Below are 18610 nucleotides of genomic sequence, written 5' to 3' on the forward strand. Positions count from 1 at the left end.
CCCGGGGCACGCTCGGGGCGTCGGTCACGACTTATCAACGGCGCCGCCCACCACGATCACGAATTCCCCACGCGGCGCATGCTTGGTGAAGTGCGCATACAGCATGGCCAGGTCACCACGCACGGTCTCCTCGAAGAGCTTGCTCAATTCCCGGCTCACGCTCGCCGGGCGGTCGTTGCCAAAGGCTTCGGCCATGTCGCCGAGGGTACGCCCGATCCGATGTGGACTTTCATAGAAGACCATGGTGCGCCGCTCGCGTGAGAGTTCCGTCAAGCGCGTGCGTCGTCCCTTTTTCACAGGCAGGAATCCCTCGAACGTGAAACGGTCGCAGGGCAGACCGCTCACCACCAAGGCGGGCACGAAAGCCGCGGCACCGGGCAGACATTCCACCTCGATACCGGCCAGCAAAGCCGCCCGCACCAGCAGAAAACCGGGGTCGCTGATGCCCGGTGTGCCCGCATCGCTCACCAGCGCAAGACGCTCGCCCTTCAGCAGGCGCTCCACCAGCTGGCCCACCCCGCGATGCTCGTTGTGCGCATGGAAGCTCACCAGCGGTTTGCGCAGGCCCAGATGCTTGAGCAGCTCACCGGCCACGCGCGTATCCTCGGCCACCACGGCATCCACCTCCCCGAGCACTTTCACCGCACGCATGGTGATGTCGTCCAGGTTGCCGATGGGCGTGGGCACCAGTGTCAATGGGGCCTTGGAAGCGGTGCGCGGCGCGTCCATGGATCTCAGCGCTGCGTGGCGATGAACTCCCCGAGCAGCGTGTAGAGCTCGTGGAAGCGTGTGAGCGGCAAGGTCTCCGCGCGATCATGCACGTCGTGGTAGTGGGCCACGCCACCCAGCGTGTAGATGAAAATGGCGGGAACGCCGCGCTTCACGAATGGGCAATGGTCGCTGTTGCAGGCCGGTCCGCGTGACCTTACCTGCGGCAAAAGCGACGCACGCGCATTGATGCCGGACAGCCGGTCGTAGGCGGCCTGCTCGGCGGTGGCGTTCACCACGGTGATCCCATCATCGCCGGTGCCGAGGATGTCGAGGTTCACCATCATGCGGATCCGGCCCAGTGGGATGGGCTTGTCCTGCACGAACCATTCACTGCCCAGCAGGCCCGCCTCCTCACCGGCGAAGGCCACGAAGAGCAGGTTGTGCTTCGGGGGGCGCTTGGCGAAGCGTTCGGCCAGCGCGAGCAGCATGGCCACACCGCTCGCATTGTCGTTGGCGCCAGGGAACAGGGCCGAGGGCCCCATGCGCCCCAGGTGGTCGTAGTGCGCGCCGATCACCACCCAGTCCTTGCTCCTGCCCTTCACCATGCCCAGCACGTTGCGCGCCTGGTGAAGCGAGACCAGATTGTTGCGCACTTGCACGGCGAGGGTCCCCGCACTGTCCGTGACAAGCTCATCGCGTACCTCGATCAAGGGGTGGGGAAGTGCTTCGCGCGCCACGCCCCAGGTGAGTTTGCCCTTCACCGGCCTCACCACCGGCACATGCAGCATCAGTTCACGCTCCATGGCGGCATACATCGCCAGGGTGTCGGCATCCTTGGTCGCCGGGGTCCGGAATACAGCGGCATTCCCCGTCACCACACCCATGGTCATGGCGCGCCGCTCCGGGGTTAGCAGATCGGCCGGCGAAAGATGGACCAGCCGGTGGACGCCCTGGGCGGTGCCGCTGTGCGGTGCCACGAGATAGTCGGTACCAGGCACCAGCACCGCATCATCGATCACCACGCCGATGCTGTCCGGAAAGCTGTTCACCTTGAAGTGGAAGCGCTGGAAATGGTCCTCCTTCAAGGGCCTGAGACCGATGCGCTTGAACTCGCGCGCGATCCATTCGGCGGCGATGGAATCCCCGCCGGAGAAATAACCACGACCGTGCATGGCGGGATCGGTGAGCGCGGCCACATCGCGACGCGCCTTGGAGAGAACGGCATCGCGGTCCTGCGCGCTGACCGCGGGAAGAGCGGCCAACAACAGACCGATGATGAAGGGACGCCTCATCCGAAACGGCGTTCCACCAGGTCGAGGAAGGTGGCGATGGCCTCCGGGTCGGGTTCCTTGGCGAGTTTGGAGAGCACCTCGTTCTGGAGGAATCCCAGTGCGCTCTCCTTGTCGGTCATGGCATTGATGGTGGTGATTGAACGCTCGAATCCGGCGCGGTCGCCGTTGAAGAGCTCGGCAACGAACCAGAATTTGTGCTGCAGGGTGATGGCCTTGCCCAGATCACCGATGGCCGCCCGCTCCAACTTTTCCGCCAATGTGGCGGGGGCTTGTGGCTTGTCCTTGGCGGCTGCGGGAGCCTTCTTGCGCGGGGTATGCCGCTCCTCCTGCGCGGGCGGTGCTTCGGTCGCTTCGATGGCTTCTATCAACGAGGTCTGGCGCGGCGATGCGCCCGGTGGCCGGGTGTCCAGCCGGATGGGTTCGGCCTCCGGACCTTCCTTCTCGGGTGCGGACGCGGTCTCCGTGCGCCGTGCTTCGCGCGCCTTATGGCGCAACACCACCAGGCGTTCGTAAAGCTCACGCGCATCCGCAGTGGCGGCTTCCAGGTCTTCCAGGCCCAGGGTGCCCGCCGCGAGGCCCACCTCGGCGGCCTGCAATGCGGCCACCAGGTCGCCCATTCTCCGGTATCCTTTCGCTTCGGCCATGTATGCCATGCGGGGCCCTGAAGGCCCCCCGCGAAGATCCCTATTTTCGCCGCACCCTGCAAACCGCGCCAACCCTGTCGTCGCGGACAAGGTCCCCTGATGTTCCTGGAGCACACCGGCAACCGATCGCCCCGCAAGGGTTGGATCGAGGTGATCTGCGGCAGCATGTTCTCCGGCAAGACCGAGGAGTTGATCCGCCGCCTGCGCCGCGCCGAGTTCGCCAGGCAAAGCGTGGAGATCTTCAAGCCCAGCGTGGACACGCGCTATGCCGTGACCGAAGTGGTGAGCCACGACGCCAACACCATCCGCAGCACGCCCGTACCCAACAGCAGCAACCTGCCCTTGTTGGCCGCGGGCATCGAAGTGGTGGGGATCGACGAGGCGCAGTTCTTCGACGCGGGACTGCCTGAGGTGTGCGCCGAATTGGCCCGAAGCGGCACGCGCGTGATCGTGGCCGGGCTGGACATGGATTTCCAGGGCCGGCCCTTCGGCCCCATGCCGGCGCTGATGTCGATCGCGGAGTATGTCACCAAGGTCCATGCGATCTGCATGCGCTGCGGCGACCTGGCCAATTTCAGCCATCGCACCACCAAGGGCGACGCGCTGATCATGCTGGGCGAGACCGACCGTTACCAGCCGCTGTGCCGCCGCTGTTTCGAGAACGCACGCGCGCAGCATGCCGGTGCCGAACAGGGCGGAGAAAGCGACCGATGATGGCGCAGCAGGGACACCCATTGCACGTGCTGGCCGGGGTGGTGGGTGCAACGCTCCACGGTGGCGACGGTGCCGCCCGCATCACCCACCTGGCCATCGATTCGCGCAAGCCGATGCCCGTGGAAGGCACGCTGTTCATCTGCCTGCGTGGTGAGCGGCACGACGGCCACCGCTACATCCCGGAATTGATCGCGCGCGGCGTGCGCCATTTTCTGGTGCAGAACGACAGCCCTCTGCCCGCACCAGAGATCCCTTGGAGCGGTCCCTCGGCGGAATTCGTGACCGTGGCGGATACACGCGACGCCCTGCAACGCCTCGCCGCCTGGCACCGGGCGCACTTCCAATTTCCCGTGGTGGGCATCACCGGCAGCAACGGCAAGACGGTGGTGAAGGAATGGCTCTTCCAACTGTTGCGCGGCAGCGAGCACATCGTGCGCAGCCCGGGCAGCTGGAATTCGCAGGTGGGCGTGCCGTTGAGCGTGTGGGAGATGCACGAGGGACACACGCTGGGGCTGATCGAGGCGGGGATCAGTGAACCGGGCGAGATGGAACGCCTGCGCGCGGTGGTCAAACCTTCCATCGGGCTGTTCACCAACATCGGCCCGGCACATGGTGAGAACTTCCACAGTGACCTGGACAAGGCCCTGGAGAAGGTCAAATTGTTCCGCGACGCGGGAACGTTGGTCTACTGCGCGGACCACGGCACCGTGCATGAAGCGGTGACGAAAGCCGGCCTGGGACAACGCGCCACGCTGCGCACCTGGAGCCGCGAGCGCAACGGCTGGCTCCATGTACCGCATGAACGAAGGACCGCGAACGGCACGGCGATCCACGTGATCAACGATGAGGCCGACTTCACTTTCGAGATCCCCTTCACCGATCCGGCCTCCGTGGAGAACGCGATGCATTGTGTGACACTGCTGTTGCATCTGGGCCATCGGCCAGCATGGATCGCGGAGCGCACACCTTTGCTCGCGCCCGTGGCCATGCGCATGGAGGTGCTCGATGGCATGCACGGCATCACGTTGATCAACGACACGTACAGCAACGACGCGGCCTCGCTCGCCATCGCCTTGGAACACCTGGAGGCGATCGCGGCGGGCCGCCCCAAGGCGGTGGTGCTGAGCGACATCCTCGAAAGCGGCGATGCGGCCGAAGTGCTGTATGCCCGTGTGGCCGCGCTGCTGCAACGGGCCGGCGTGGAGAAACTCCTGACGGTGGGGCCTCGCATCGCGGCGGAGAAGCACCGCTTCACCTGTTCCGTGGAAGACCACCCGGACACCGACCATCTCCTCACCTCCACCGATCCCGCCACATTGGCCGGATATGCGGTACTGGTGAAGGGCGCTCGGGCGTTCGCGCTGGAACGCGTGACCCAACGCTGGCAGCGCCAAGTGCATGGCACCGTGCTGGAGATCGATCTGGAGGCCGTGCGCCACAACCTGAACCACTACCGCGCCCTCTTGGGACCACAGGTGCGCATCATGGCCATGGTGAAGGCCTTCGGCTATGGCGGTGGCGCGGTCGAACTCGCCCGCTTGCTGGCGCACGAGCGCGTGCACTACCTCGGCGTGGCCTATGCCGACGAAGGCATCGATCTGCGACAGCATGGCATCGGCACGCCCATCCTGGTGATGAACCCCGAGCCGGTGCCCTTCGAGGTGATGCGCCGATTCCAGCTCGAAGCGGAGGTCTACGACCTGCACGGCCTGCGAGAAGCCGATCAGCATGCTGGCAGCGACCCTGCCATGCCGCCTATCCATCTCAAGCTTGACACGGGCATGCGGCGTTTGGGCTTCGCGCCGGAGGATCTGCCGGCCCTGCTGGAAGCCCTGCGCGATGCCCGGCACCTGCGCGTGGCGTCGATCCTCTCCCACTTTTCCGCGGCCGACGACCCGGCCCAGGACGATCACACCCGCCAGCAGCTGTCCACTTTCCTGCGCATGGCCGACGCGATCGCCGAAACGCTCGGCTACCGGCCGCTGCGGCATATCGCCCACAGCGCCGGCACCACACGCTTCCCAGCTGCGCGGCTGGACATGGTGCGCCTCGGCATCGGCCTGCACGGCATCGGTTTCGACGTGAACGAACAAGACCTTTTGCGGCCCGTGGCCACCTTGCGCACCCCCGTGGCCCAGATCAAACACCTGCGCGCCGGCGACACGGTGGGCTATGGCCGAAGTTGGCGTGCCGAAGGAGCCCGCGTGATCGCCACCCTGCCCATCGGCTATGCGGATGGCATTTCAAGACGGCTCAGCAATGGGGTGGGACGCGTTTGGATCCATGGGAAGGCGGCACCCATCGTGGGCCGGGTATGCATGGACATGTGCATGGTGGACGTGACCGGTATCCCCTGCGATGTGGGCGATGAGGCGATCGTGTTCGGGCCGGAGCACCCTGTGGGCGAGTTGGCCGCGGCATTGGGCACCATTCCCTATGAGGTGCTCACCTCCATTCCGCCCCGTGTGAAGCGCGTGTACCTGCGGGGCTGAGGTCAGCCTTCCAAGCGGCGCCGGGCATCCGCACGGTGCGCACCCCGAACGCCCGGGCGGGTTTCCCTAAGTTTGGGCAAACCTGCGAAGAGACCCTGACCATGAGATATCCAATGTTTGCGGTGGTGCTCGGCACCGCCCTTATGCTGCCGTTCCAGGCGGCCTCACAAGACCCAGGCATCATCCCCGGTGACATTCTGGTGATGATCACCCCCGACGGTGACCCGCACACCATCGCCAACGATCTGCGCCATGTGGACAACTTGTTCACCAACATGCGGGTGGACCACCTGGCCAGCGAACCCATGCGCATCTGGCTGCTGAAGTTCGATCCCGGCACGGTGCCCCAGGAGCGCATGCTCGAAGAAGTGAAACGCCACCCGGACGTGATGATCGCCCAGAACGACCACCCGGTGAGCTTCCGCATCGTGCCCAACGACCCGCAATACAACCAGCAGTGGCACCACCCGAACATCCAGTCGCCCCAAGCCTGGGACTACACCACCGGCGGTCTCACCGCCACGGGCGATACGATCGTGCTGTGCGTGATCGAAGGTGCCAACCTGCTGCACACGGACCTGGTGGGCAATCGCTGGCTCAACTACGGTGAGATCCCCAACAACGGGATCGACGATGATGGCAATGGCTACGTGGACGACCACCGCGGCTGGAACCCCGGCGGCAACAACGACAATGTATACAGCGGCGCTCACGGCACGCAGGTGGCCGGCATGCTCGGCGCCAAAGGCAACAACGGTGTGGGTGTCTCTGGCGCCAATTGGGACGTGAAGATCATGGTGGTGACCGTGGGCAACCTGTCGCAGGCGAACGTGATCGCCAGCTACACCTACCCGCTGGTGATGCGCCGCCGTTACAACAACAGCAACGGTGCGCAAGGCTCCTTCGTGGTGGCCACCAACGCCAGCTGGGGCATCGATGGCGGCAACCCCAACAACTACCCGCTCTGGTGTGCCGTGTATGACACCCTGGGCACCGCGGGCATCCTCAGCTGCGGGGCCACGGCCAACAACAACGTGAACGTGGACGTGGTGGGCGATATGCCCACGGCCTGCCCCAGCCCATTCATGGTGAGCGTGACAGCCACCAACAACCAGAACAACCGCACCTTCAGCGCTTATGGTCTCACCACCATCGATGTGGGCGCGCCGGGCAACAACGTGTACACCACCAGCGGCAGCAACACGTATGGCAGTACGAGTGGAACCTCCTTCGCCAGTCCGCTTACCGCAGGGGTGATCGGTCTGTTGTACAGTGCGCCCTGTCCTTCACTGATGTCGCTCGTGCATGGCGACCCACAAGCCGGAGCCATGTACATACGGCAAATGCTCTTCGATGGCGTGGACGTGGTGGGCAACCTGCCCGGCACCATCGTCACCGGAGGAAGGATCAACGCCTTCAAGAGCATGCAGCTGATCATGAACGCCTGCTCGGCCTGCGCGCCCGCCACCAGCCCGGCAGTTACAGCGCCCACGCCCGGCACGGCCAACTTCACGTGGAACGCCCCCGGTGGCGGTCCCTTCACCGTGCGCTACCGCGTGGTGGGTGCTCCCAACTGGATCGTGGTGAACGGTGTGGATGGCAACATCTATCAGGCCACCGGTCTGGCCCCTTGCAGCCCCTATGAGTTCCAAGTGGATGTGGATTGCGGAGGTGGTGAAAGCAGTGGCTTCACCAACAGCGTGGTGCTCCAACCGCCTGCGGAAGCCGCTCCGCAGATCGGCCAGAGCGGACCCCTCATTTTCTGCCTGGGCGGCAGTGTCACGCTCACCTCCTCCGTGGCCCAAGGCATCCAGTGGAGCACGGGCGCGAACACGCCCTCCATCGTGGTGCAGCAGAGCGGCACATACACCGCCACGCTGAATGGTGTTTGTGGCACCTACGTTTCCGCACCCGTGACGGTGACCGTAGTGGGCGACCAGCCGCCAGAGGCACCGAGCGTCACCATACCAGGACCCGGCGTGGCCTCGCTCAATGCCAGCGGCGACAGCGTGGTGTGGTACGCCACTTCCTCAGGCGGTGCGCCCATCGGCTACGGCAGTCCGTGGAACACACCCTTCGTGAATGAACCCACCAGCTTCTGGGTGGGCAACGTGGTCACCTTCCAACCGGCGCCTGACTTTGGCGGGCGGACCAACTTCTCGCAGCCTGGCATCTACCACACCAACGCCAACAACTGGCTGACCTTCACGGCGAACGAGTCGTTCACGATCAAGAGCGTGAAGGTCTATGCCAACGGCGCGGGCAACCGGCCCATCGGCCTGGTGAACATGCCATCGGGCACGGTGGTGCAACAGGCCACGTTCAATGTTCCCAACGGTGAAAGCCGCGTGGACCTGAACTTCAACGTACCGGGACCCGGCACTTACGGCCTGCGTGTGATGAGCGGCAATCCACAATTGTGGCGTGATGGGATCGGAAGCGGCACATCCTTCCCCTATCCGCTGGGCGGCCTGGGCGCGGTGACCGGTAGCACGGTGACCGGTGCCGATGCGGGAGCCTATTACTACTTCTTCTACGACTGGGAGGTGCAGCGTGCGGCGGTCACCTGCAACACCGGGCTGACCCAGGTGAACGTGGACTTCAGCGTAGGTCTGGAAGAAACGTTGACGACCACCGGTGTGAGCATGTTCCCCAACCCGGCGGACCGGGACATCTTCTTCGACGTCACCGGTGCGCTGGCCAACGAAAGGCTGCAGATCATCCTGCTGGACAACACCGGCCGTGAGGTGGCACGCAAGAGCACCGACAATGGCCGGGCCACCATCACCACGGCATTCCTCGCCAATGGCCTGTACCATTACCGAGTGTTGCACGGTACGGAGGAAGTGGCCTACGGCAAATTCGTGGTGAACCACCTGTGACCCACCGTCACGCCCGAAACGCGAACAGGGGGCTTCGGCCCCCTGTTCCTTTTGCCGCCTGCCACATGGCGGGAATAACTTTGATGTTCCCCGCCCGCATGTTCCGCACCAGCCCATTTCTCGTCCTGGCTTTCCTGATGAACGCCTTGCCCGCCTCCGCCCAGGAAGCGGCCCATATACCCGGACAGTTGCTGGTGATGATGGCCCAGGGCCGCACGCCGGAGCATGTGGTGCGCGATCTGGCCACTGTTGAGGGCGCCCCGACAGGGCTGCATGTGGTGGAGGCATTGAGCGCACCGATGCGTTGTTGGCTGCTTCGGTTCGATCACGCTTCGGTCCCACAGCCGGTGATGTTGCGCGCCATACTGTCGCATCCCGATGTGCTGCTGGCGCAGAACGACCACCTGATCGAGGACCGCAGCGTACCGGACGATCCGCAGTACCCGGACCAATGGCACCATGAGAAGGTCGCCAGCGAAGGCGCCTGGGCTTTCAGCACGGGCGGCCTCACCGCCACGGGCGACACCATCGTGGTGTGCATCATCGAACGCGTGGACCTGCCCCATCCGGACCTTGCCGGCAACGCCTGGATGAACCATGCGGAGATCCCCGGCAATGGGATCGACGATGATGGGAACGGCTATGTGGACGACCACCGCGGCTGGAACCCCGGCGCGAACAACGACGACGTGTATGGTGGATCGCACGGTACGCAGGTGGCCGGCATGGCGGGTGCGAAAGGCGACAACGGGATCGGGGTAACGGGGGCCAACTGGAATGTGAAGCTGATGGTGGTGAACCACGGCGGCGTGAGCGAGTCGCAGGTGGTGGCGGCCTACACCTATCCGCTGGTGATGCGGCGCAGGTACAACGCGTCGGGTGGCACGGAGGGCGGGTTCGTGGTGGCCACCAACGCCAGCTGGGGCATCAACGGCGGGCAGCCGTCCAACTCACCCATCTGGTGCGCCATGTACGACACGCTCGGCACCGCGGGCATCCTCAACTGCGGCGCCACGGCCAACAGCAATGTGGACGTGGACGTGGTGGGCGATCTGCCCACGGCCTGCCCCAGCGACTACATGGTGGGCGTGACGGCCACCAACAGCAACGACATGCGCACCAACAGTGCATACGGCCTGAACAGCATCGATGTGGCGGCACCGGGCAACAGCGTGCTCACCACCAGCATCGGCGGCGGCTATGGCCTGGCCAATGGCACCTCCTTCGCCAGCCCGCTCACCGCAGGGGTCATCGGCTTGTTGTACGGTGCGCCCTGCCCTGCGCTCATGGAACTGGTGCATGCCGACCCACAAGCCGGCGCGCTCTACATCCGGCAGATGTTGTTCGACGGCGTGGATCCGGTGGGCAACCTGCCGGGCACGATCGCCACCGGGGGCCGCATCAACGCGGCCAACAGCATGCAGCTGATCATGGCCGCCTGCGGCAGTTGCGTACCGCCCTTCAATCTGCAGGCGTACAACACGGCCATCGGCACCGCCATCCTCGCCTGGAACGCCATTCCCGCCGATACCTACACCTTGCGCTACCGGCCAGTGGGTTCAGGAACATGGACCGAGGTGGAAGCGATCACCAGCACCAGCCAAACGGTCACCGACCTGCTGGCCTGCACGGTCCACGAATTCCAAGTGGCCTCCATCTGCGGCGGTGAGGAAAGCGCGCCGAGCAGCACCTACGTATGGACCTCCGAGGGCTGCTGCCACCACCCCGGCGCGCCACAACTGCTGGCCCACGATGAGGGCAGTCTGGAGGTGGCCTGGGGCGATGTTCTCGCGGCCACCGCATTCGATCTGCGCTGGCGTGCAAGTGGAACGGAGGATTGGAATGAAGTGTCCGGGATCATGAGCGGCTCCCACACACTCTATGGCCTCGCTGCCTGCACAGGCCATGAGCTTCAGGCGCGCAGCATATGCGGCGGCGAAGTGTCCCCCTGGTCGCCCACGGCCCTGTTCTTCACCACCGACTGTGGCGCTTGCGTGGACCTGATTTATTGCCCTTCAGCATCGGCCAACTCCTTCACCGAGTGGATCGACCGCGTTCGCATCGGCACCATCGACCACACCTCGGGCAATGATGGCGGCTATGGCGATCATACCGGCCTCTCCACCGAGCTCCCCATCGGGGCGCCCATTCCCTTCATACTAACGCCTGGCTATGCCTTCTTCCCCTTCGCACAATGGTTCCGCATCTGGATGGACCTGGACCGTGACGGATCGTTCACCGGTGCTGACGAATTGGTCTTCGATGCGAGCGGAACCGTCAACACGGACCTCGCTGCCGACCTCACCGTTCCCATCGGCACTGAACCCGGACCGGTACGCATCCGCATCGCCATGAAGTACCAGAGCGCGGTGCCCACGGGCTGCACCAACGGTTACGACTTCGGGGAGACCGAGGACTATTGCGCGAACCTATCCCCCTTCGACGCCATCGGCGAACAAGGTGGCGTGACGGGTGGCGGCGCATGGGTGTTTGTGGACCAGGCCGGGCAACTGGCGCACTTCCATTCCCGCCATGCCCATCCCGGAGCCGTGGCGGAAGTGCTCGTCATGGACCATGGCGGGCGCTTGTTGCTGCGTGGGATGATGCGCGATGGCCGGGCCGTGATCCCCGTGCATGACCTTGCCGCCGGTGCCTATGTGTTCCGCATCCGGTCCGCACCAGGGCAATTGGCGCACGGACGTTTCGTCCTCACCCGCTGACCCCGCCCGCGACCCGGATATCTTTGGCCGCGCATGGCAGGTATCTCGGCGGTCATCATCACGCGCGATGAAGCGCATGACATCGGCCGCTGCATCGCATCGGTGCAAGGCGTGGCCGATGAAGTGGTGGTGGTGGATTCCGGCAGCACGGACGACACCTGTGCGATCGCCAGGGCCGCCGGTGCCCGCGTGGTGGAGCATGCTTGGGAAGGTTATGCGGCGCAGAAGAATTTCGCCAATGGCCTCGCGGTGCACGATCACATCCTTTCCCTGGACGCCGATGAAGCCCTTTCACCGGAACTGGCAAGGGTGATCCTGGAAGTGAAGCGTACCGGCCCGCATGGCGCCTATCGCTTCGCACGGCTCACCAACTATTGCGGCACCTGGGTGCGTCATGGCGGCTGGTATCCCGATGTGAAGCTCCGGCTCTTCCCCAAGGGTGCCGCGCGCTGGGAGGGCGAACATGTGCATGAGGAACTCCGTCTGGATGCCGGGACCGAAGTACACGATCTGAAAGGCGACCTGTTGCATTGGTCCTACCGCAGCGTCAAGGAGCATCTGGAGCGCATCGAGCGATACAGTGATCTGCACGCCCTGAAAATGAACGCCGAGGGCAGGCGCGCCACTTGGACCAAACGCCTCTTCGCGCCACCGTTCAAGTTCTTCCAGGGCTATGTGTTGCTGCTCGGCTTCCTCGACGGCCTCGCCGGACTTCGCATCGCCTGGTACTCCGCATACGCCGTGGCGATGAAATACACCAAACTCCAGCGGTTGGGCCTTGCGCGAACCTGAACACATCATCCTGTCACGCCCGGACGGCATCGGCGACGTGATGCTCACCCTGCCGATGGCCGGCGTGCTGCGCGCACGGTGGCCGCAGGTCCGCATCACCTTCCTGGGCCGCATCTACACGGCGCCCGTGCTGCGGCATTGCGCGCATCTGGAACAGGTCGTGACGCTGGAGGAATTGCGGGACGCCGATCCCGTGGCCACTTTCGAACATCTGGGCGCGGACGCGATCGTCCATGTGTTCCCGCAACGGGAGGTGGCGCGTTGGGCGTCGCGCGCGCGGATCCCCATGCGCATCGGCACCTCGCATCGCTGGTGGCATTGGACCACCTGCACGCACCGGGTGGACTTCAGCCGCCGACGCAGCGAGCTGCACGAAGCACGCCTGAACTTGGAACTGTTGCGTCCGCTCGGCTTCACCGATCCGCCCGATGTGGGCGCGTTGTCCGCGCTCAGCGGATTCATGCCCCCGGCGCCTGGCGCCGCGGTGAGGGCCATGCTCAAGCCAGGGCGCTCCACCCTGGTACTCCATCCACGATCGAAGGGCAGCGCGGTGGAATGGGGCCTGGACCGTTTCTCGGAACTGATCCATCGCCTTGACCCGGAGACGTGGCACGTGGTGGTCACCGGCACCAAGGCCGAATCGGAGAGCTATCGCGAAGCCCTTCCACTGCATCTGTCGCATGTGACCGACGCGGGTGGCCGTCTTGACCTGGACCAACTCATCGGCCTGATCGCCGCCAGCGATGCCTTGGTGGCGGCCAGCACGGGTCCGTTGCACATCGCAGCGGCCTGTGGCATCCGCGCCATCGGGCTCTACGCGCCGCAGCATCCCATACACCCCGGCAGATGGGCGCCATTGGGGAAGCATGCGCGTGCATTGGTCGCTGAGGAAGCGCCGAACGGCGACGACCCAGCGGCTTGGATACGCGCGATCGGTGTGGATCAGGTCCTGTCCGCGCTGGAAACGCCATCATCCGAAGCCGGATCACGGACCGGGGAAAAGACCAGCAGCGCATAGTAAAGCGCGAAGAAGGTGGCGCCCGCTTGCGTCTCGATGGTGTCATCCGTGAGGCAGCCCACGGCGAAGATGATGGCCCAGGCGATGAAGCGCGGATCGCGCCAGGCGCCCAGACAACGGGCCGGCCACCACCAGCTGTACAATGACCAGAGCAGGCCGAAGATGCCGAAGCTGATGGCCAGTGTGAGGTACTGGTTGTGCGCACGGTGCCGCCACTGCGGTGCCAGGGAAGTGCCCATGCGCGCGTACTGTTCATCAAAGGCCCTTTGCGTGTCGCCGGTGCCAACGCCCATGGCCCAGTGCCGCTTCACGATGGCGATCCCGGCGCGCCAGTACTCCAGGCGCATGCTGAGTGAATGCCCGTCGGCACGGCCATAGGCGGCATACTCGCCCATTTCGAGCAGCACGGCATCCATGCGTCGTCGCATGCCACGGGATCCCTGCGCATGCGCGTTGGTCACACCGCGCTCGATGGCCCGTACATCCGCTTCGCTCAAGGCCATCACCCCCAAGCTGTCCTTGCGCAGTCCCAGGGAGGTCATGTATCGCACCAGGGTTCCGCGCATGGGGTCGCCCCTGTCACTCGATCCTTCCAGGGACCTGTCACTGCGCAACGGCCAGGTGCGCTCCACCTCGCCCCAGGCGATCCAGGCCCAGACATGCTCGCCGTTCTCGCGCTGTGGATTGGTGGCGTCGAAGGTGTACGCCTCGCCTCCCGCGGTGAACGCGTTGAGACCACTCTGCTCGGGGACCGGTGTGGCGCGCAACCCGGGCATCCGTGCCGCCACCCAGGCGATGGCCATGGCCGGCACCAGCACCATCAGCGATCGCGCCACAAGCCTTGCCGCACGGGGCCACCCGGCCATGTTGCGCCACAGGAACACCATGGTGATGAGCACGAGCAGGAAGATCCCCTGCACACTCTGCAAACGATCCAGCGCATACACCGCGAAGAGTGTCGCAAGCACATGCGCGAGTCGCTGCCACCAGGTGCGCCCCAGGTAGCGCATGAAGATCACCACGGCGAAGCACAACAGCAGCGCGAGCCGGATGTGGCTGATGAACATGGACAGGTCCCGATGATCGGCGGCGGTCGGTGCACGCAGGCCGAAGGACACCGCCACACTGACCACCGCGCTCCAGGCGCCGAGCAGCAGAATGGTGCGCAACTCGCCCTCGCGCGAACCCGGAGAGGAGGACAACACGACAGTGAAGACCAGCACCGGCAGCAGGATGCGGCAAAGGGCCAGGCCCCAAGCCAGGTCGGAGGTCCACAGCAGGCCCAGGGCATGCAGCCCGAAGAAGGAGACGGCCACCAACGCGGGAGGCCAGGTGAAGCCCTTGCGGAAGCGATGCTTGAGATCACCCGCAACCACGCCCCAGGCGATCCAATTGGCCACGAGCACCATCTGCGCGATGCTCAGGTAGGCCGTGCTCCACGGCAGGAAGATGGCACACGCCGCCAAGGCGCCCAGATGCACCCGGCGCATGTGGTCCTGTGCGGTCATGCCCCTTGCGGCGCGTGTGGTCTACTTCCCGGTCCTGCCCGTGCCGGCCAGCACTTCCTGGTAGGCCGGGCCGTTGAGCACTTCCACGGCCTTGCGTACATAGGGGTCGTTCGCCATGGCGGCGATGGCCCTGCCGGTCTGGAAGTGGTAGCGGGATACGATCTCGTTCAACAGCACCTCCTCGATGTCCTTGCGGAAACGCAGGATATCCTCGCCACGGTCGGGCGCCAATTCCTTGCGCAGCGCCTCCACGCGGTCCTTCACATGCTCGTAGTAGCGTTCCTTCCTCGCTTTCTCCACCAGCTCCTCAAGCGCCTCCATGCTCTCGGTCTCGTAATCGAACTCGCGTCCGTTCACGAAATCCAGGAACTCCTGGAAGATGCGGTCGTCCACACGGAAGGATCCGGCCGGACCGATGTCCGCATGCTTCATTCGGTAGCGCGTGGCGAAGTCGAAGAAGACGTCCTCCACGTGGAGGCCACCCACCACCTTGGCCATCTCGTGCTCCTCCACCGGCACGTCGGGCAACACACCGCGGCCATCGAACACCGGCCGGCCATTGCGTGTGCGGAACTCGGCGATGGTCTCCTCCTTCACCTCGCTGGCCTTGCCCGTGCTGTCGCGTTGCGCGTAGTCCAGTTTCTGGATGCAGCGCCCGCTGGGGATGTAGTATTTGGCCACGGTCACCTTCAGCTTGCTGTTGTAATACAGATCGCGCGTCTGCTGCACCAGTCCCTTGCCGAAGGTGCGTTCACCTACGACCACTGCGCGGTCCAGGTCCTGCAGGGCCCCGCTCACGATCTCGCTGGCACTGGCGCTCTGGGCATCCACCAGCACCACCAGGGGTATGGAGGCGTCCAGCGGCTCGCTGAGGGTCTTGTAGCTCTTGTCCCATTCGGCGATGCGCCCCTTGGTCTCCACCACCAACTGGTTCTTCGGCACGAAGAGGTTGACGATGTTCACCGCTTCGCGCAACAGGCCGCCGCCGTTGCCACGCAGGTCGAGCACGAGTTTGGTGGCGCCCTTCTCCTTCAACTCCTTGACGGCGTTGCGCACCTCCTGCCCGGCGGTCTGCGTGAAGCTGTTGAGCTTGATGTAGCCCACGCCGCCCGGTTCATCGATGATGTCCTTGTAGGGCACGTCGGGGATCTTGATCTCCTCACGGTTCAGCACATGGGTCGTTGTTTCCCCGCCGTCGCGCCGCGTGAGCACCCGCACGCTGGATCCCGCCTGGCCCTTGAGCAGCTTGCTCACCTCATCGGTGTTCATGCCCGCCACCTTGCGGCCATCCACTTCCACGATCTCGTCACCGGCCCATATGCCGGCCTTCTGCGCAGGATACCCCTCGTACGGCTCGCTCACGATCACCTTCTCGTCCCGCCTGCGGATGAGCGCGCCGATACCGCCATACTGGCCGGTGGTCATGAAGCGGTAGTCCTCCATGTCGCTCTCCGGGATGTACTGCGTGTAGGGGTCGAGCGAGGAGAGCATCGCGTCGATGCCGGTCTTCATCAGCTTGCCCGGCTCGGTATCATCCACGTAGTAGATGTTGAGCTCCTTGTAGAGCTCGTTGAAGATCTCCAGGTTCTTGCTGATCTCGAAGTAGCTGTCGCCCGCCGCGATGGTGATGGCTCCAACGGCGGCGATGGCCGCTGCTACGATCCATTTCCTCCAGGACGGGCGGCGGCCTTGGTCACGATTCTCCATGACGATGGGGGTGTTCGGGGACGGGGTCATGGCCATGACCGCCCCATGGGTGGCAAGATAGGAAGCGCTTCAGGGTGAGCCAGCCGCCGTGGAAGGCCCCATGTCTTCGCAAGGCGATGACACCATACTCCGAACAGGATGGGGCATAGCGGCAGGCGCCCGGCAGCAATGGCGAGATGGTGTACTGGTACAGCCGCACCAGCGCGATGAGGGGGTATGCCAGCAGCTTAGCCATGCCTCTCCAACCAACGGTCCATGGCCCGGGATATTTTCATCCGCACCTCGGCCAGCGTGAGCTTCACCGCACCCTGGCACACGATCAAACAAGCCACCTGGACACCGCGTTCGCGCAATGGGACATACCACCGTTCCTTGTCCAGCCGCCAGGCTTCGCGCATCAGGCGTTTCACCCTGTTCCTGTGTACGGCCAGTTTGAGGTGTCGGCGTGGCACGGCGAAGGCCACCTGCATGGGGGCGACGGTGGGCAGTGACATGGCCTTGCCGATCAGCTTGAAGGGGGGTTCATGCACGGAGCGTCCGGTGGTGACCAGTTCCTGGATGCGCACACGGCCCCGGAGCCGTTCGTGCTTGCGGAAGGTAGGTCGTGCCACGGCCAGGTTGCGCTGTTGGCCGCCACCGGCCGTTGCCATGGTGACGGTCCGTGACTATTTCTTCTTCGCCAGGCGCTTGATGAAAAGCTCGATGGCGCCGGTCATCGAAGGGGCCTCGGGCAGGGGGGCCTGCAGGTCCAGCCGGTAGCCGTTCTCTTCCACGGCCTTGGCGGTGGCAGGGCCGAAAGCGGCGATGAAGGTGCCGTCCTGCTTGAAATCCGGGAAGTTCTTGCGCAGACTCTCGATGCCGCCGGGGCTGAAGAACACGAGCATGTCGTACTTCTTCAGGTCCTTCACATCGCTCATGTCATTGGCCACCGTGCGGTAGAAAACTGCACTGGAGAACTTCACCCCTGCCTTCTGCAGCTTGTCCGGGATGTCGCCCGTCTGGATGTCCGAGCTCGGCACCAGGTACACCTCGTCCTTGTGCTTCTTGATCACGTCCATCAGGTCCCCGATGGTCTGCTTGCCGATGAAGACCTTGCGCTTGCGGTAGACGATGTACTTCTGGACGTAATAGGCCACGTTCTCCGTGATGCAGAAATACTTCATCGATTCCGGCACGGTGAGGCGCAATTCCTTGCACATCCGGAAGAAGTGGTCCACCGCGTTCTTGCTGGTGAGCACGATGGCGGTGTGGTCCAGGATGTTGATGCGTTCCTGGCGGAATTCCTGCCCATCCACGGCTTTCACCTGGATGAACGGCTTGAAATCGATCTTCAAACTGTACTTCCGGGCGAGGTCGAAGTAAGGCGACTTCTCGTCCGTCGGTGGGGGCTGCGAAACGAGGATGGTCTTGATCTTCAAGGCCGCGCGGCTTAAGGGTGATCGATCGGTGCCCTAAAGCCGTGGATCAAGAGCAGCAGGGGCACCGCTTCGGCGGCGCAAAGGTAGAGAATTATGTACCCCGGGGAGACCCCCTCGCCACGCCCGATCCAGACGCCACGCACCCAGCGGTACAGGAGCAACGCGGCCGCCAGCGCCGAGCCGGCCAACAGGGCCCAGGTGCGCAGGTCGGGACGGAAGGCGATGAACACGGCCAGCGGCAACAGCGCCATGCCCAGCAGGATCAACAGGAGAAGTCCTGTGGTGAGGTACTCGTCCAGGCCGCCATCGCCTTGGAACAGCCAAGCGACCAGCCGCACCTGCACCACCTGCACCACGAGGACCAGTGCCACCAGGCCCAGCAGCAGCGGATAGGAAGGCGGGGGTGCGGGCATGCGCAAGGCCCAGGTCTGCCAGCCGAACAAGGTGAGCACCGCGACCGAGGTGCCCAGCAGGGCGATGAAGGTGCGGTCCTGAAGGTCCACTTCTTCACGCAGGGCCTGCCGCCCCAGCCGCATGCGAAACACGGCCTGGGCCAGCAGCCGCCATTGCTTGGGGGCGCTGATGTTGACCCAGGCCAGCACGGCGACCGCGGCCAGCAGCAACAAGGTCACCCACTCGGCACCCAGCGGATCCACCACGCGCAGGCCTTGCTCGTCAACCATCTGATACTTGGCCAAAGGTAGCCGGGGCC

General features: G+C 64.6%; 15 protein-coding genes. 6 read left to right on the top strand and 9 right to left on the bottom strand.

The features are described 5' to 3' along the window. Nucleotides 1–24: 24 nt before the first annotated feature. From rsmI to KIT10_09840, 3 genes are read right to left on the bottom strand one after another with little or no spacing between them, the layout of a single operon-like run. A complete protein-coding gene (gene rsmI / locus KIT10_09830) occupies nucleotides 25–729 on the bottom strand; it encodes a 16S rRNA (cytidine(1402)-2'-O)-methyltransferase (GenBank protein MCW5899556.1) in 705 nt (234 codons plus the stop codon). Nucleotides 730–734: 5 nt separating this feature from the next. Then, nucleotides 735–2003, bottom strand: coding sequence for a M28 family peptidase (locus KIT10_09835; GenBank protein ID MCW5899557.1), 1269 nt, complete (start codon nucleotides 2001–2003; stop codon nucleotides 735–737). Further along, nucleotides 2000–2647, bottom strand: coding sequence for a hypothetical protein (locus KIT10_09840; protein MCW5899558.1), 648 nt, complete (start codon nucleotides 2645–2647; stop codon nucleotides 2000–2002). The genes KIT10_09835 and KIT10_09840 overlap by 4 nt, the downstream gene beginning before the upstream one ends. 99 nt (nucleotides 2648–2746) lie before the next feature. Between KIT10_09840 and KIT10_09845 the strand changes: the two genes are divergently transcribed. The 6 genes from KIT10_09845 to KIT10_09870 all read left to right on the top strand — a co-directional run bounded on the left by KIT10_09845 (nucleotide 2747) and on the right by KIT10_09870 (nucleotide 13265). Next, nucleotides 2747–3361, top strand: a complete 615-nt coding sequence (locus tag KIT10_09845; protein ID MCW5899559.1) for a thymidine kinase — start codon at nucleotides 2747–2749, stop codon at nucleotides 3359–3361. Beyond that, nucleotides 3358–5853, top strand: a complete 2496-nt coding sequence (locus KIT10_09850) for a bifunctional UDP-N-acetylmuramoyl-tripeptide:D-alanyl-D-alanine ligase/alanine racemase (GenBank protein MCW5899560.1) — start codon at nucleotides 3358–3360, stop codon at nucleotides 5851–5853. Before KIT10_09845 ends, KIT10_09850 begins: the two co-directional genes overlap by 4 nt. A gap of 101 nt (nucleotides 5854–5954) precedes the next feature. After that, complete coding sequence (locus KIT10_09855; protein ID MCW5899561.1) at nucleotides 5955–8735, top strand: S8 family serine peptidase; 2781 nt, start codon at nucleotides 5955–5957, stop codon at nucleotides 8733–8735. Between the two features lie 98 nt (nucleotides 8736–8833). Continuing rightward, nucleotides 8834–11455: a S8 family serine peptidase gene (locus tag KIT10_09860; protein ID MCW5899562.1), complete on the top strand. Its 2622-nt coding sequence runs from the start codon at nucleotides 8834–8836 to the stop codon at nucleotides 11453–11455. A 33-nt stretch (nucleotides 11456–11488) separates the two neighbouring features. Continuing rightward, nucleotides 11489–12247, top strand: coding sequence for a glycosyltransferase family 2 protein (locus KIT10_09865; protein MCW5899563.1), 759 nt, complete (start codon nucleotides 11489–11491; stop codon nucleotides 12245–12247). Beyond that, complete coding sequence (locus tag KIT10_09870; protein MCW5899564.1) at nucleotides 12234–13265, top strand: glycosyltransferase family 9 protein; 1032 nt, start codon at nucleotides 12234–12236, stop codon at nucleotides 13263–13265. The genes KIT10_09865 and KIT10_09870 overlap by 14 nt, the downstream gene beginning before the upstream one ends. Here KIT10_09870 and KIT10_09875 read toward each other — a convergent pair. The 6 genes from KIT10_09875 to KIT10_09900 are packed head-to-tail and all read right to left on the bottom strand — an operon-like array spanning nucleotide 13190 to nucleotide 18581. Next, nucleotides 13190–14773 (bottom strand): O-antigen ligase family protein, encoded by a 1584-nt coding sequence (locus KIT10_09875; GenBank protein MCW5899565.1) that lies wholly within the window; start codon nucleotides 14771–14773, stop codon nucleotides 13190–13192. The genes KIT10_09870 and KIT10_09875 overlap by 76 nt on opposite strands. 21 nt (nucleotides 14774–14794) lie before the next feature. Further along, complete coding sequence (locus KIT10_09880) at nucleotides 14795–16480, bottom strand: S41 family peptidase (GenBank protein ID MCW5899566.1); 1686 nt, start codon at nucleotides 16478–16480, stop codon at nucleotides 14795–14797. Continuing rightward, nucleotides 16467–16715 carry a membrane protein insertion efficiency factor YidD gene (yidD, locus tag KIT10_09885; GenBank protein ID MCW5899567.1) on the bottom strand — a complete coding sequence of 83 codons (249 nt, stop codon included), beginning with the start codon at nucleotides 16713–16715 and terminating at the stop codon, nucleotides 16467–16469. The genes KIT10_09880 and yidD overlap by 14 nt, the downstream gene beginning before the upstream one ends. After that, nucleotides 16708–17130 carry a ribonuclease P protein component gene (locus KIT10_09890; protein MCW5899568.1) on the bottom strand — a complete coding sequence of 141 codons (423 nt, stop codon included), beginning with the start codon at nucleotides 17128–17130 and terminating at the stop codon, nucleotides 16708–16710. Before KIT10_09890 ends, yidD begins: the two co-directional genes overlap by 8 nt. A 15-nt stretch (nucleotides 17131–17145) precedes the next feature. Beyond that, nucleotides 17146–17898, bottom strand: coding sequence for a uroporphyrinogen-III synthase (locus KIT10_09895; GenBank protein ID MCW5899569.1), 753 nt, complete (start codon nucleotides 17896–17898; stop codon nucleotides 17146–17148). A gap of 11 nt (nucleotides 17899–17909) precedes the next feature. After that, nucleotides 17910–18581, bottom strand: coding sequence for a DUF4271 domain-containing protein (locus KIT10_09900; GenBank protein ID MCW5899570.1), 672 nt, complete (start codon nucleotides 18579–18581; stop codon nucleotides 17910–17912). Between the last annotated feature and the right edge of the window lie 29 nt (nucleotides 18582–18610).

This window comes from Flavobacteriales bacterium (assembly GCA_026129465.1).
Classification (GTDB): domain Bacteria; phylum Bacteroidota; class Bacteroidia; order Flavobacteriales_F; family PHOS-HE28; genus PHOS-HE28.

Coding starts and splice junctions, on each gene's coding strand:
- rsmI (MCW5899556.1), bottom strand. CDS start 729: ATGGACGCGCCGCGCACCGCTTCCAAGGCCCCATTGACACTGGTGCCC.
- KIT10_09835 (MCW5899557.1), bottom strand. CDS start 2,003: ATGAGGCGTCCCTTCATCATCGGTCTGTTGTTGGCCGCTCTTCCCGCG.
- KIT10_09840 (MCW5899558.1), bottom strand. CDS start 2,647: ATGGCCGAAGCGAAAGGATACCGGAGAATGGGCGACCTGGTGGCCGCA.
- KIT10_09845 (MCW5899559.1), top strand. CDS start 2,747: ATGTTCCTGGAGCACACCGGCAACCGATCGCCCCGCAAGGGTTGGATC.
- KIT10_09850 (MCW5899560.1), top strand. CDS start 3,358: ATGATGGCGCAGCAGGGACACCCATTGCACGTGCTGGCCGGGGTGGTG.
- KIT10_09855 (MCW5899561.1), top strand. CDS start 5,955: ATGAGATATCCAATGTTTGCGGTGGTGCTCGGCACCGCCCTTATGCTG.
- KIT10_09860 (MCW5899562.1), top strand. CDS start 8,834: ATGTTCCGCACCAGCCCATTTCTCGTCCTGGCTTTCCTGATGAACGCC.
- KIT10_09865 (MCW5899563.1), top strand. CDS start 11,489: ATGGCAGGTATCTCGGCGGTCATCATCACGCGCGATGAAGCGCATGAC.
- KIT10_09875 (MCW5899565.1), bottom strand. CDS start 14,773: ATGACCGCACAGGACCACATGCGCCGGGTGCATCTGGGCGCCTTGGCG.
- KIT10_09880 (MCW5899566.1), bottom strand. CDS start 16,480: ATGGAGAATCGTGACCAAGGCCGCCGCCCGTCCTGGAGGAAATGGATC.
- yidD (MCW5899567.1), bottom strand. CDS start 16,715: ATGGCTAAGCTGCTGGCATACCCCCTCATCGCGCTGGTGCGGCTGTAC.
- KIT10_09890 (MCW5899568.1), bottom strand. CDS start 17,130: ATGGCAACGGCCGGTGGCGGCCAACAGCGCAACCTGGCCGTGGCACGA.
- KIT10_09900 (MCW5899570.1), bottom strand. CDS start 18,581: ATGGTTGACGAGCAAGGCCTGCGCGTGGTGGATCCGCTGGGTGCCGAG.